This window comes from Marinomonas foliarum, assembly GCF_016906065.1.
In the GTDB taxonomy this organism is placed as follows: Bacteria; Pseudomonadota; Gammaproteobacteria; order Pseudomonadales; family Marinomonadaceae; genus Marinomonas; species Marinomonas foliarum.
Genome location: NZ_CP070273.1, coordinates 173,217 through 186,182, shown reverse-complemented (window position 1 = coordinate 186,182; position 12,966 = coordinate 173,217). Strand labels below are relative to the sequence as shown.

11 protein-coding genes and 12 tRNA genes are annotated in these 12,966 nt (G+C 43.2%); 20 read left to right on the top strand and 3 right to left on the bottom strand.

Annotated features, from left to right (window positions below; all coding sequences use genetic code 11):
* Positions 1–43 precede the first annotated feature (43 nt).
* The 3 genes from htpX to JSY38_RS00945 form a co-directional block, all read right to left on the bottom strand.
* Entirely contained in the window at positions 44–922 is an 879-nt protein-coding gene (gene htpX, locus JSY38_RS00955; RefSeq protein WP_114412513.1) for a protease HtpX, read from the bottom strand.
* 67 nt (positions 923–989) lie between these two features.
* The gene (locus tag JSY38_RS00950; protein ID WP_114412514.1) at positions 990–2,207 is read right to left on the bottom strand and encodes a pyridoxal phosphate-dependent aminotransferase; all 1,218 of its coding nucleotides are present in this window, start codon (positions 2,205–2,207) and stop codon (positions 990–992) included.
* A gap of 176 nt (positions 2,208–2,383) precedes the next feature.
* Positions 2,384–2,953, bottom strand: a complete 570-nt coding sequence (locus tag JSY38_RS00945; protein ID WP_114412515.1) for a YajG family lipoprotein — start codon at positions 2,951–2,953, stop codon at positions 2,384–2,386.
* Between the two features lie 131 nt (positions 2,954–3,084).
* Here JSY38_RS00945 and JSY38_RS00940 point away from each other — a divergent pair.
* The 20 genes from JSY38_RS00940 (at position 3,085) to JSY38_RS00845 (ending at position 12,936) form a co-directional block, all read left to right on the top strand.
* Positions 3,085–3,160 (top strand) — tRNA-Glu (locus JSY38_RS00940).
* 60 nt (positions 3,161–3,220) lie between these two features.
* Positions 3,221–3,295, top strand: a tRNA-Gly gene (locus tag JSY38_RS00935).
* A gap of 54 nt (positions 3,296–3,349) precedes the next feature.
* Positions 3,350–3,425: transfer RNA gene (locus JSY38_RS00930), tRNA-Glu, on the top strand.
* Positions 3,426–3,524: 99 nt separating this feature from the next.
* Positions 3,525–3,599, top strand: a tRNA-Gly gene (locus JSY38_RS00925).
* Positions 3,600–3,647: 48 nt separating this feature from the next.
* A tRNA-Glu gene (locus JSY38_RS00920) sits at positions 3,648–3,723 on the top strand.
* 80 nt (positions 3,724–3,803) lie between these two features.
* Positions 3,804–3,878, top strand: a tRNA-Gly gene (locus tag JSY38_RS00915).
* A gap of 47 nt (positions 3,879–3,925) precedes the next feature.
* A tRNA-Glu gene (locus JSY38_RS00910) sits at positions 3,926–4,001 on the top strand.
* Positions 4,002–4,055: 54 nt separating this feature from the next.
* A tRNA-Glu gene (locus JSY38_RS00905) sits at positions 4,056–4,131 on the top strand.
* A gap of 80 nt (positions 4,132–4,211) precedes the next feature.
* Positions 4,212–4,286: transfer RNA gene (locus JSY38_RS00900), tRNA-Gly, on the top strand.
* Positions 4,287–4,333: 47 nt separating this feature from the next.
* Positions 4,334–4,409 (top strand) — tRNA-Glu (locus JSY38_RS00895).
* Positions 4,410–4,424: 15 nt separating this feature from the next.
* Positions 4,425–4,499, top strand: a tRNA-Gly gene (locus JSY38_RS00890).
* A 29-nt stretch (positions 4,500–4,528) separates the two neighbouring features.
* A tRNA-Glu gene (locus JSY38_RS00885) sits at positions 4,529–4,604 on the top strand.
* A gap of 48 nt (positions 4,605–4,652) precedes the next feature.
* A complete protein-coding gene (pabC, locus tag JSY38_RS00880; protein WP_205114793.1) occupies positions 4,653–5,480 on the top strand; it encodes an aminodeoxychorismate lyase in 828 nt (275 codons plus the stop codon).
* Positions 5,467–6,498, top strand: coding sequence for an endolytic transglycosylase MltG (mltG, locus tag JSY38_RS00875; RefSeq protein ID WP_205114791.1), 1,032 nt, complete (start codon positions 5,467–5,469; stop codon positions 6,496–6,498). Before pabC ends, mltG begins: the two co-directional genes overlap by 14 nt.
* 12 nt (positions 6,499–6,510) lie before the next feature.
* Positions 6,511–7,149: a dTMP kinase gene (gene tmk / locus JSY38_RS00870; RefSeq protein WP_205114789.1), complete on the top strand. Its 639-nt coding sequence runs from the start codon at positions 6,511–6,513 to the stop codon at positions 7,147–7,149.
* A complete protein-coding gene (holB, locus tag JSY38_RS00865; protein ID WP_205114788.1) occupies positions 7,150–8,088 on the top strand; it encodes a DNA polymerase III subunit delta' in 939 nt (312 codons plus the stop codon).
* A 7-nt stretch (positions 8,089–8,095) separates the two neighbouring features.
* Entirely contained in the window at positions 8,096–8,905 is an 810-nt protein-coding gene (locus JSY38_RS00860; RefSeq protein ID WP_205114787.1) for a TatD family hydrolase, read from the top strand.
* Positions 8,906–9,084: 179 nt separating this feature from the next.
* The gene (locus tag JSY38_RS00855; RefSeq protein WP_205114786.1) at positions 9,085–11,556 is read left to right on the top strand and encodes a Lon protease family protein; all 2,472 of its coding nucleotides are present in this window, start codon (positions 9,085–9,087) and stop codon (positions 11,554–11,556) included.
* A 539-nt stretch (positions 11,557–12,095) separates the two neighbouring features.
* The gene (locus JSY38_RS00850; RefSeq protein WP_205114785.1) at positions 12,096–12,521 is read left to right on the top strand and encodes a cytochrome b562; all 426 of its coding nucleotides are present in this window, start codon (positions 12,096–12,098) and stop codon (positions 12,519–12,521) included.
* A 61-nt stretch (positions 12,522–12,582) separates the two neighbouring features.
* Entirely contained in the window at positions 12,583–12,936 is a 354-nt protein-coding gene (locus JSY38_RS00845; protein ID WP_114412524.1) for a hypothetical protein, read from the top strand.
* Positions 12,937–12,966: the final 30 nt, after the last annotated feature.

Here is a 12,966-nt window from a genome sequence, read left to right as displayed (position 1 = left end):
TGAAAAAAAACGCCAGCATTTTGCTGGCGTTTTTTGTTAAATATTAAAGTGCTTGTAGTGCTTTAATACGATCTTCAATAGGGGGGTGGCTAGAAAATAGCTGTCCCATTGTTGGTTTCTTGCCGCGGCGTATGCCGAAGGCAAGCATGGAGTCTGGCATGCGGCTTTCTTCGTGTTCTTGCTGCAAACGAGCAAGGGCTGCAATCATAGCGCCTTTGCCTGCTAATCGAGCGCCTGCTTCGTCTGCTCTGAACTCTCTGTAACGAGAGAACCACATAACAATGATAGAGGCTAAAACGCCAAAGATAATTTCAAATACAAAAGTGGCGATATAGTAGCCCCAGCCCACGGAGCCTTCGTTGTCGTTTCTGCGTAGGAATTGATCTACAGCGTAAGCTGCAATTCGAGCAAAAAACATTACGAAAGTGTTAACAACGCCCTGAATAAGAGACAGAGTAATCATGTCGCCATTGGCCACGTGACCAATCTCGTGACCAAGTACTGCTTTTATTTCATCAGGAGAGAATCTATCTAGCATGCCACTTGATACGGCGACTAAGGCATCGTTTTTGTTCCAGCCTGTTGCGAACGCGTTTGCTTCATGGGTTGGGAATATTGCCACTTCTGGCATTTTTATTCCTGCTTGGTGTGAAAGTGCTTTTACTGTATCAAGTAACCATGCTTCTTTGTGGTTGCTTGGTTGCTTAATAACAACAGCACCAGACCCTCGCTTTGCCATGAATTTTGACAGAAGAAGTGACACTAGACTGCCGGCAAAGCCAAACACACCGCAGAAAATAAGCAGCGAGGTGAAATCTAGGCCATTACTGGACATGTAACCATTAACGCCTAAAAGACTCAGAACGATCCCTGCAACCACCATGACTGCTAAGTTCGTCAGTAAAAACAGAATAATGCGCATTACTATGCTCCTTAAGAAACTGTTAAGGAGCATAGTAGGGTTTTATAGGATTATTTCAAGAGAGGAGTTAGCGCTTTCTTAATCGGCCTAAAAAAGCAGCGAATCTTTCCATAGCGGGAGCTAGTTCTTCAACATGTGGAAGAAATACGAACCTAACATGGTCGGGGGTTGGCCAGTTGAATCCTGTGCCCTGAACGATCAGCACCTTTTCTTCGCGTAAGAATTGTAAAACCAGGTCTATGTCATTTTTAATATCGTAGACTTTCGGGTCTAAACGAGGGAATAGATATAACGCCCCATCAGGTTTGTGGCAGTGGACCCCTGGAATTGAGTCCAATGCTTCCCATGCCACCTTGCGTTGTTCGTATAGGCGTCCGCCAGGTATGATTAGCTCATTGATGCTTTGGTAGCCTCCAAGTGCTGTCTGAACGGCGTGCTGGGCTGGAACGTTGGCGCATAAGCGCATAGAGCTGAGTATATCTAAGCCTTCTATATAGTCTTGAATGCCACTCCTGTCACCGGTTATAGCCATCCAGCCTGAACGAAAGCCTGCGGTGCGGTACACTTTCGAAAGTCCACCAAAGGTAATGCAGGGTGCGCGCCCTTCTGTGAGAGTGGCTGTTGGAATGTGCTTGGCTTCGTCATAAAGAATTTTGTCATAAATTTCGTCGGAGAAGATGAGTAAATTGTGTTCTTCGGCAAGATTGACTATGGATTCGAGTATGCCTTTTTCGTAGACAGCACCCGTTGGGTTATTTGGGTTAATAATAACAATCGCTTTTGTCTTGTTTGATATCTTAGAGCGAATGTCATCAACGTCTGGTTGCCATCCAGAACCTTCATCGCATAGGTAGTGTTTTACGTAGCCGCCTGAGAGCGTTGCTGCGGCTGTCCAAAGAGGGTAGTCGGGGGCAGGGATAAGTATTTCATCTCCATCATTAAGTAGGCCTTGCATAGCGAGAACAATTAGCTCACTAACGCCATTCCCCATCCATACATGATTAACATCAGCAGATTTGATGCCCATGGCTTGGTATTTTTGCATAACGGCTTTGCGGGCAGAAAAAAGACCTTTTGAATCGCAGTAGCCTTGCGATGTTGGCAAGTTACGAATGACGTCGACTAGAATTTCATCGGGAGCTTCAAAGCCGAACGGGGCAGGGTTGCCAATATTGAGCTTTAGAATCCTTTGACCTTCTTCTTCCATTCGAACGGCTTCTTTTAAAATTGGGCCGCGAATTTCATAGCATATATTAGCGAGTTTGTTGGATTTACGAATTTGCACCACATTATCCTTACTAAAGCTGTGTGGGAGGTGTGTCCACTTTACACCTAACTTATAGGTGATCAAGATAGGCAAAGAAAAAAGTCATTATAAAATGATGAGGGGGCGAGAGGAATGAGCTAGAAAAACCAGCCACCTAATTCATAAGTAGAAAAGGAGGCTGGTTATTTTGCGGTTTATTTAAGTAGGGTGATAATGTTGGGGTCGCTTAATAGTCGATTCACAGTTTGGCTGGCAAGTGCATTCATATCATCTTGTACTGCCTGCTGATATGGCATTGTGCCGTACTCTCTTACTTTCTGGGAGCCATAATTTGCTTTATAGGTCTGCCCCTTTGCTGCGAGGGTGGCCTTTAGTTCAAATTCTAGAGTGGCAATGGTTTTTAAGGTCTCAACCTCAGTAGTGTAACTCATCTTACTGATTTCGATTTGTAGATCTGCAGCTGGCATGAGGCCTTGGTCAGGAGTGAAGCCAAGTTCACGCAATCCTTTAAGTACGCTTTCTTTTACACTTAACTTAATGTCATTCGTTGTAAATATGTCTGCTCGTTCATTAATGCCTGTTTTAATAGAGCCGATGGAATTGTTAAGTTGAGTATTGGTTGAAACGTTGATTACACGGTCGTTTGTCAGGCTTGCAGTTTGTACGTCAGCTTCTGGCGTTATGCTTATATAGTGGGTTGTGGAGCAACCAGCTAATAAAATTGTTGAAAGGGATAAGGTCAAAAAGAAGTGTTTATTCAGCATAAGAGCTCCGATCAGATTGATTTCTAAAGCGACTTTTTACCTAAGTCGCTTAAATTAATGAAAAAAACTGTTGATTTTAAGATTGGTAACAGTAATATACGCACCCGCTCACACAGCAAGATTATAACGTTGTCCCGTTCGTCTAGAGGCCTAGGACACTGCCCTTTCACGGCAGTAACAGGGGTTCGAACCCCCTACGGGACGCCAATCTTTTCACAAGGTTGTCTATATAGTCTACTTGTTTTTGTTGTTTGTTGAGAAGTGTTTGCGGGAATAGCTCAGTGGTAGAGCACAACCTTGCCAAGGTTGGGGTCGCGAGTTCGAGCCTCGTTTCCCGCTCCAGCATCGACGTTAGCGATAGCGTGATGTGTTATCAGTTTATTAAAACTGAATTGTGTCCCGTTCGTCTAGAGGCCTAGGACACTGCCCTTTCACGGCAGTAACAGGGGTTCGAACCCCCTACGGGACGCCACTATTTTACTATTGTTGAATAGTAATGTGATTGGCTAAGGCGGATCATAGATTAAATTACCCACTGCTTTATGCGAATAGAGAGTAGGGTAGTTGAAATGCGGGAATAGCTCAGTGGTAGAGCACAACCTTGCCAAGGTTGGGGTCGCGAGTTCGAGCCTCGTTTCCCGCTCCATTCTTCCTAAGGGAGAAGCTAGTTATAGCACTATAAAAGCTAAATTGTGTCCCGTTCGTCTAGAGGCCTAGGACACTGCCCTTTCACGGCAGTAACAGGGGTTCGAACCCCCTACGGGACGCCACTATTATTATGATTCGTTGTGGCGGATTGATAATTGATTGCCCACTGCTTTATGCGAATAGAGAGTAGGGTAGTTGAAATGCGGGAATAGCTCAGTGGTAGAGCACAACCTTGCCAAGGTTGGGGTCGCGAGTTCGAGCCTCGTTTCCCGCTCCATTTCCTTTCGGGGGAATATAGTTATAGCACTATAAAAGCTAGAATGCGTCCCGTTCGTCTAGAGGCCTAGGACACTGCCCTTTCACGGCAGTAACAGGGGTTCGAACCCCCTACGGGACGCCACTCATTTGTATAAGTGAGTAGTAGTTAAGTTAAAAAAGTTTGAAGAGTTTTTGTGTCCCGTTCGTCTAGAGGCCTAGGACACTGCCCTTTCACGGCAGTAACAGGGGTTCGAACCCCCTACGGGACGCCACTATCATTATGATTCGTTGTGGCGGATTGATAATTGATTGCCCACTGCTTTATGCGAATAGAGAGTAGGGTGGTTGAAATGCGGGAATAGCTCAGTGGTAGAGCACAACCTTGCCAAGGTTGGGGTCGCGAGTTCGAGCCTCGTTTCCCGCTCCATTTCCTTTCGGGGGAATATAGTTATAGCACTATAAAAGCTAGAATGCGTCCCGTTCGTCTAGAGGCCTAGGACACTGCCCTTTCACGGCAGTAACAGGGGTTCGAACCCCCTACGGGACGCCACTATTTTATGTATCTGCGGGAATAGCTCAGTGGTAGAGCACAACCTTGCCAAGGTTGGGGTCGCGAGTTCGAGCCTCGTTTCCCGCTCCACTTTCTTTAAAGAGAAAGTTTATTTGTATGTCCCATTCGTCTAGAGGCCTAGGACACCGCCCTTTCACGGCGGTAACAGGGGTTCGAACCCCCTATGGGACGCCATCCTTTTTTGCGCTATCATAGCTAACCTTAATTTTTGAGTTTTTAGCCATGACTTGGTTCGTCAATTACAGATTAGACAATTCGGTTTCTGTTGCTGATCGTGGTTTGGCTTACGGTGATGGTGTTTTTGAAACCATTCGCGCGCTCCCTCACAGTTTGCTACAAACTGAAGATCATCTTTCTCGCCTTTTTCGTGGGCTATCCAAGCTTGCTATGCCTTTTTCCATCGACCAACAAAACACTCTGAAGAGTTTTCTGAATTTTCAAGTTCTGCCTTTAATTAATGAAGAGTCTGTGGTGAAAATTATAGTGACCCGTGGTGAAGGTGGCCGAGGTTATTTGGCACCAGAAAATTGTATTCAGTCGATTGTTATCGGTATCCTACCTGCGCCCAATTATAAAGTTCATCAAGAAAAGGGGGTATCACTCTCTGTTTCCCCCGTACCTGTTAGCTCCAACCGTTTTTTGGCGGGGATTAAGCATTTAAACCGTCTTGAGAATGTGATTGCGAAGCGGTTTTTAATGCCCTTTGATTTTGAGGCCATAATGTTGAATGCTGATAAAGAGTTGGTTGAGTGCATTCAGAGTAATCTTTTTTGGTATAAACAAGGTGTTTTATATACGCCATCGCTTGAAAAAACGGGTGTTCAAGGTACCTATCGAAAAGCCATTATTGAGCAGCAAGCTGAGTACATTGTTCAGGTCGGGCGCTATTTGCTGAGTGATCTTATGGCTGCAGATGAAGTTTTTATCACTAACAGTTTGATGGGGATTGTACCTGTTGTTGGTGTAACAGGTATGTCTTTTCCTATAGGGTGTCATACCCGAAAATTACAAATTTTAATGCAAGCTAAGGATATGCATGGCACTCATTAAATGGTTTTATCGCGTTGCTTTTTTGTCTATTACTCTATTGGCTGTTCTGGCTGGCTATCTTTATTATTCTATTACTGATTCGGTGACGATAGAGGATGACGAAATATTCGTAGTGCAGGCTGGTGATTCTTCTTACAGCCTGGGCAATAGCTTGAGTGATAAGGGGTTGATTGCTAACCCTTATTTAACACGGGTGGTGGCTAAGCTTCATCCAGAATGGGTGCCTAAAGTAGGCAAGTACGCTATTAAGCCTCACATGAATTTACTTGATATCATGATGTTGTTCGATTCAGGCGAGTCCATATTTTATTCGATTACTCTTTTAGAAGGTAAAACGACAAAAGAATTTTTGCTCGCGATGCAGGCAAAAGGCAATATTACTATGACATTGCTTGATGCTTCAGATGAAGAAATTGCTGAAAAGCTTGGCCTCAATGTAGATCATCCTGAAGGGCAATTTTTTGCAAATACATATCGTTATCATGATGGTGATACAGACGTTAGTATACTGAGGCACGCTCATACATTAATGACGCAGACGTTGGCTGAATTATGGGCGAAAAAAGCAGAAAATTTACCCTATAAGACGCCGTATGAGGCTCTTATTATGGCATCTATTATTGAGAAAGAAACAGGCGTTCCTTATGAGCGTCCACTTATTGCTCAGGTCTTTATAAGTCGACTTGAAAAGGGGATGCGACTGCAAACAGATCCGACGGTTATTTATGGCCTTGGTGACAAGTTTAAAGGCAATTTGACCCGTAAAGGCTTACAAGATTTATCTCCTTATAATACGTATCGAATTTACGGTTTACCACCATCACCTATTGCGAATGTTGGCAGAGAGGCGGTTGAAGCGGCACTTAATCCTGAGCAGACAAAGGCTTTGTACTTTGTGGCTAAAGGGGATGGTACGCATGCTTTTTCTAATACATTAAGAGAGCATAACCGCGCAGTAAGGGAATATCAGTATAAGCGCCGAGAAGATTATCGGTCGACCCCAGAAGTTACGAAATAGAGAGGGTAGTGCATGAGAGGTAAGTTTATTTCGCTAGAAGGGGGAGAAGGTAGTGGTAAGACCACTGCAATCCAATTTATTCGTCAATGGCTCGATGATAATTGTATCCCTTATACAATGACTCGAGAGCCAGGCGGAACACCACTTGCGGAAGAGATACGCGAGCTTATACTGAGTCCTCGCGATGAGGCGGTAAACGATGTTACAGAGCTGCTGCTGGTTTTTGCAGCAAGGGCTCAACATTTAGCTGAAAAAATTCAGCCGGCTTTAGAAAATGGTACCTGGGTGATCAGTGATCGTTTCTTGGATTCCAGCTACGTATATCAAGGTAAAGCACGAGGTGGCGATGTTGCTATGCTTGATCAACTTGCGTCGTGGGTTGTAGGCAATAATAAACCTGATGCTACTTTGCTGTTGGATGTTCCTGTCGAATTGGGTCAAGAACGCGTTGTTCAGCGTCAGCATCAAGATCGCTTAGATAAAGAGTCTTTAGCTTTCCATCAAAAAGTTAGGGACGGTTTTCTTGAGCGAGCAACAGCTGATCCTGAAAGGGTTAGAGTCGTCGATGCTAGTCAATCACTAGACTCGGTTAAGCAACAAATAGAAGAGCAGCTTGTTAAACTTAATAGCTCTTGGGCTGGTGATTCCTAAATGTCCACTATTGCAGACTGGTTGATGCCGTGTTTAAGACAGGTCCAAGTATTGAGACAGGCCAATAGCCTTTCTCATGCTTTATTAATTACTGGTGCTGATGGTGTTGGGCAAGAAGAGCTTGCTCATGAAATGGTAAAAGATCTGATGTGCGAAAGTGATCAGGCGGCGGCATGCGGGCATTGTCATTCTTGTCAGCTGATGCGTGCCGATACTCATCCAGATTTTCGCGTTTTGGATGGACAGGCCGCAACAATCAAAGTCGATCAAGTTCGATTACTGGTTCGTCAAATTAGCCAAAAACCTCAAGTCGGTCAAAATAAAGTAGTATTAATTACTCATGCTCAGGCAATGAATATTAATGCGGCGAACGCTGTGCTTAAAGCACTTGAAGAGCCAGCTGATCGAACTTACTTTGTTCTTACCAGTTCACAATCAACCAGTTTGTTGCCTACCATTCGTAGTCGTTGCCTTTTAGTGAATGTGCCGACCCCAAATGAGGCTGAGGTAAGGCAATGGTTGATGAAGCAAGCTGATGGTGATGCTTTAAGTTCATTATTCTGGTTAACGACTCAGCCTTTTCGTTTACTGGCGGTTCAGAAGCAAGGGAAAGCGCAATTATACGCCTCGCTGCCAGATCAATTGACTGATCTATTGCGCGGATCGGCCTCAGTCAGTGCAATATTGAAGGGGTTGGATAATAGTAATATTGAAGATTACTGCAATGGCTTGGCTGCGATTCTACATCAATGTATTTGCCATTCGACTGGCGCTCCGATTGATTCTGCATTACAAGCAATATATGACACGCTCATTGCTCGCTTGGGTATTCAAACGCTTATGTTACGTTATCAATCATTGCAAAAATTAAAGTCAGACCTTCAAAAGACGAATTTAAACCCCATTATGCAACTCACACACGAATTGAATCAGTGGTAAACCAACTATGTTAATTGATACCCATTGCCATCTTGATATGCTTGATCTGGCACCACACAACAACGACATAAACTCTGTCATCGATGCAGCGTACCAGAAGGGTGTTAGGCAACTGCTGACTATTTCAGTTGACCTAAATAAAATGGATACTGTACTTGGTTTCACCCAGCGAGAAGGGGTTTATGCAAGTTGTGGAGTTCATCCATTACAGAATAAGGGCCTCGTTACAGATGAGGTACTTTTGCGTCAGCACGCTGCAGACCCTAAAGTCGTTGCTATTGGTGAAACGGGTCTAGATTATTTTTATGAAGCTTCAACAGAGGCGCGTGAAGCGCAGAAAATAAGTTTTATGCACCACCTTAAAGCAGCAGGTGATTTAGGTCTTCCAGTCATCGTTCATACCAGAAATGCGAAAGAGGACACCTTGTCCTTGATAAAGCAATATGGCAATCGTGAAAGCGCTGGTGTGCTGCATTGCTTCACGGAAGATTACGATATGGCGAAAGCCGCATTGGATGAGAACTACCTGATTTCCATATCTGGAATTGTTACTTTCAAAACAGCCCAGGACTTGAAAGAAACTGTACGAAAGTTGCCCTTAGAATCATTAATTATTGAAACAGATTCGCCATACCTTGCGCCAGTTCCTTATCGAGGTAGGAAAAATGAGCCACAGTACGTGTCTGAAGTGGCGCAATATGTTGCCGATTTAAAAGGAATTAGATACGAGGCTTTATTAGAAGCCACAGCGCAAAACTTTCATCGCGTATTTTCAAAAACAACCCCCCAAAACCAGCTTCAGCTTGGTTCTCGTTAGTTTTAAAGTGCTTTAATTACGATGCAGGTGAGAAGGATATTTTATTCCATCATATAGGCGAAGTGGAATCAGAGTGTTAGTCTCAAGCTACTGTATTTACATAACATATTCGAAAGAAGAGCCTTCTTCTTTCGCAAGCCTATCTTAATAGGGCTTGTAACACACAAGGAAACCCATTGATGTCCAGTATGGTTACCTCTCTACCTCACCAAGCACTTGCAGCGAAAGTGCCAAATGATCATCTCGCTTTTAAAACGTTAAATGATATTGAGCCTCTAAGTGGTATTTTAGGTCAGGAGCGTGCAGTTGAAGCCATTCAGTTTGGTGTCGCAATGCAACGTCCTGGTTACAACATTTTTGCCATGGGGGACTCTGGAACAGGCCGCTCTTCGTATGTATTAAATTACTTGAAAAGTGAAGCTAAACGCCGCCCAGCACCTAATGAATGGGCCTACATCAATAATTTTACTGAAAGTCATCGACCAAAAGCACTTGAATTTTCTCCTGGTCAAGCGTCTGAGTTTGAAAAAGAGATTCGTTCATTAATTGACGGCCTCATGGTTACCTTCCCTGCCGCTTTTGAGAACCCATCTTATCAACAGCAGAAAAGTATTATTGATAGAGCATTTAACGATCAATATGAAGCCGCTATTAACAAAGTTGAGCGTATTTCCGGAAAGATAGGCGTTGCCATGTTTCGCGATGCGTCCTCTGTAAGTTTTGCTCCTATGAAAGATGGTAAAGCGCTAGAGGAAAATGAATTCGCAGCGTTGACTGATGACGAGCGGGATGCCTTTCAGGAAGGTGTGTCCACTTTGGAAGGTTTGTTGAATGAAGAGCTATTGGGTTTGCCACAATGGAAACGTGCAACCTACGAACAAATTCGTCAGTTAAATCTAGATACTGTCAAAGAAGCGCTGGATCCATTAATGTCTGGCTTGTTCGAAAAATATGAAAGTAATGAAGATATTACGGCACACCTCCATGCGTTGCGTGAGGATCTAGATAAAACCATCATTGATCAAATGGCTGATGATAAAGCGTCTGAAAACCGAGACGAAATTGGTCGTCGTCAGTTTTATGAGGAGCTGTATTTACCAAATATTGCGATGACTCATAAACCCAATGGTGGTCAGCCAGTTGTGTATGAGCCGCACCCAACCTACCGCAATCTATTTGGTCAAGTAGAACACAGTAGCGACCAAGGTATGCTAGTAACGAACTATCGTTTGATTCGCTCTGGTAGTTTGCATGCTGCTAATGGCGGGTACTTAATCTTAGACGCTGAAAAGTTGTTAACGGACCATTATCTTTGGGAAGCCCTAAAACGCGCACTTAAAAGTAAAACGATTAAGATTGAGCACCCTTATGCTGATATGGGGTTGATGAATACCATGACTTTGTCTCCGCAGGATTTGCCTTTGCAGGTGAAGGTTGTGTTGATTGGCGCCCGTGATATTTATTACTTGTTGCAAGATGCTGACCCTGATTTTCAAGAAATGTTTCGTGTTCTAGTGGATTTTGATGACACGCTAAAACGCTCTAAAGAATCTGAGCTGTCTTTTGCTCGCCTCATGAAAGACAGAGTGGACAAAGAAGAATACGCTAATGTAACCAGAGACGGTGTTGCCGCTTTAATCGAATACAGTAGTCGTTTGGCTGAGCATCAGCGTGAGATGGCAGCAAAGATTGGCGATGTATTTGAATTATTGGGTGAAGCGGATTTTGTTCGTCAGATGGCCAAAGACACAGAGATTACTGCTGAACACATCGCACGTGCTTTAAAAGCCAAAAAGCACAGAACAGGCCGAGTTAGTGAAAAAATTATTGAAGAGATCATTGAGGGTACTGTATTGCTAGAAAGCGATGGGTATGCGGTTGGTAAGATTAATGGCTTAACAGTAATGCAGATAGGTGATAGCAGTTTTGGTGCGCCAGCTCGAATTTCTACAACGGTTTATCCTGGTGGAAAGGGAATCATTGATATTGAGAGAGAGTCCAACCTAGGTCAAAACATCCACTCTAAAGGTGTGTTGATATTATCTGGTTATCTTGGCAACAAATACGCTCAGCGCTTCCCGCTGGATATTTCGGCTTCTATTGCGATGGAGCAGAGTTATGGCTATATAGATGGTGACAGTGCTTCTACTGCGGAGCTTTGCTGTTTGTTATCTGCGCTGATTCAGGTGCCGCTTCGTCAAGATCTTGCTATAACAGGCTCATTAAACCAGTATGGTGAAATTCAAGCTATCGGTGGTGTGAATGAAAAAATCGAAGGCTTTTTTAATGTTTGTAAGGCTCGTGAGCTTACGGGTGCGCAAGGGGTTATTATTCCAAAATCCAACGCTATTAACTTAATGTTAAGCGATGAGATTGTTGACGCGGTTAAGGCTGGGATGTTCCATATTTATGCTGTATCAACAGCGGATGAAGCCTTGCATTTACTGACGGGAATTGAACCTGGTGTCGCGAATGAGGAGGGTGAATACCCCGAAGGCAGTGTGTCGGCCAAAGTTATTGAGCGACTTGAAGAAATTTCTAAGCTTGGTGAAGAAGAGGACGACGACGAGGAGGAGGATGGCTCCGAGGAAGAATCTACAGGCGATAAAAAATTAAATAAAACGAAAGACGTAGAAAAAGAAAAGAAATAAGTAAGGCGGACAAGAAATTATTGAACCAACGGAAGATTAGTGTTTGCCGTTGGTTCTTTTTATGACTTGTGCTGTGCATTTAGAGTTAACCAAAGTATATACTGTATAAAAAAGGTCGTCCGTTTTTACATAGCTGGCGACCTCTTTCCTTTTGCTGGGTAAGTGTTTTTTTAAAACCAAAGCGGGTTTAAAGGTTTTCCCATCAATGTAATCCTGAGCCAGTTTATCAGCCGCTAATTTCGCATCAAAGTCACTGCATTCTGCTAGAGTAAAGCTGCTTATCGAGAAAGCTGCTATTATCAGCAATAGATATTTAACCTTTAAAATAATGAACTCCTATACTATTTGGTGTCGAATTGTTGAACGATACACATCAAAACGCTTTTGTGCCATTCGATGTAGGTGCAATCAAAAAAGAAGGTTGCTGTTTACAATATTTTGGATGTTATTTTTAGCAAGCATGTTATTTTAAATACAGTGTTTAGCCAATTAAACTAAGTCATTTTCTTAAGAAATTAGGAACTTTAAAGGGTGTAATTATGAAAAAAAGTCTTCTTGCCGCTGCGATTATGTCTATGGTTTGTTCGTCTACCGTATTTGCTCATGGTTCATGTGATACAGAATTACATGGCTACATGATAAACATCAAAGATGAAATGCGTGCAATGTCATCTGATGTAAAAGCGGGAGACAGCCAATCTGCAGTAGGGCATGTTGAAGCCCTTATTACATATTTTGAGAAATCACGAAGCGAGGTTCCTCATAAATTCAATCATGATGATTTGAAAGGTGAAGAGTTAAAGATTCAAACTGCTGAGTACCAAAAAGTCGTTGATAGTACAATCACCATACTGAAAGACCTAAAAGGTGCTTTGCAATCTGGTGACTCCTCCAAGGTTAGAGAATTATTTGGTGCAATTGGAGAGCAAAGAAACTTAGGCCACAGTTCTTTTAAAGATTGCTAATACTGTTGGATGACCTAGCGTGAATTCACTGTTACAATGCGCGCGATAAAGAGAGGATATTATGGCTCGTGTTAAAAAATCGCGCAGTATGCGTGGGAAACTTGGAAAAACTGGTTCAAAAGAGATGATGAAAGAGCAAAATAAAGCTCGTAAGTCTTCCTCAACTCGCCGTTATGTAACAAAGAAATCCAAGGAGCGCAAAGAACAAGCGCACAAAAAACTTGATCGTTTAGGTTTGCTACCAGAAAAAGAAACTGGGGCGGCACCTGTACGTCCACGTCGTTTTGTTTTTGTTAAGCCTGCTGATGAAAAAGCAGAGCAGGCAGAAGCATTGGAACAGACTGCTAATGTCGATACAGATAGTGAAGATCTGTCATTAGACGAATTGCTATCAGCCTTTAATGAGAAAAAATAAGCTCATAAAGAGAAGCAAAAAATTAATAAG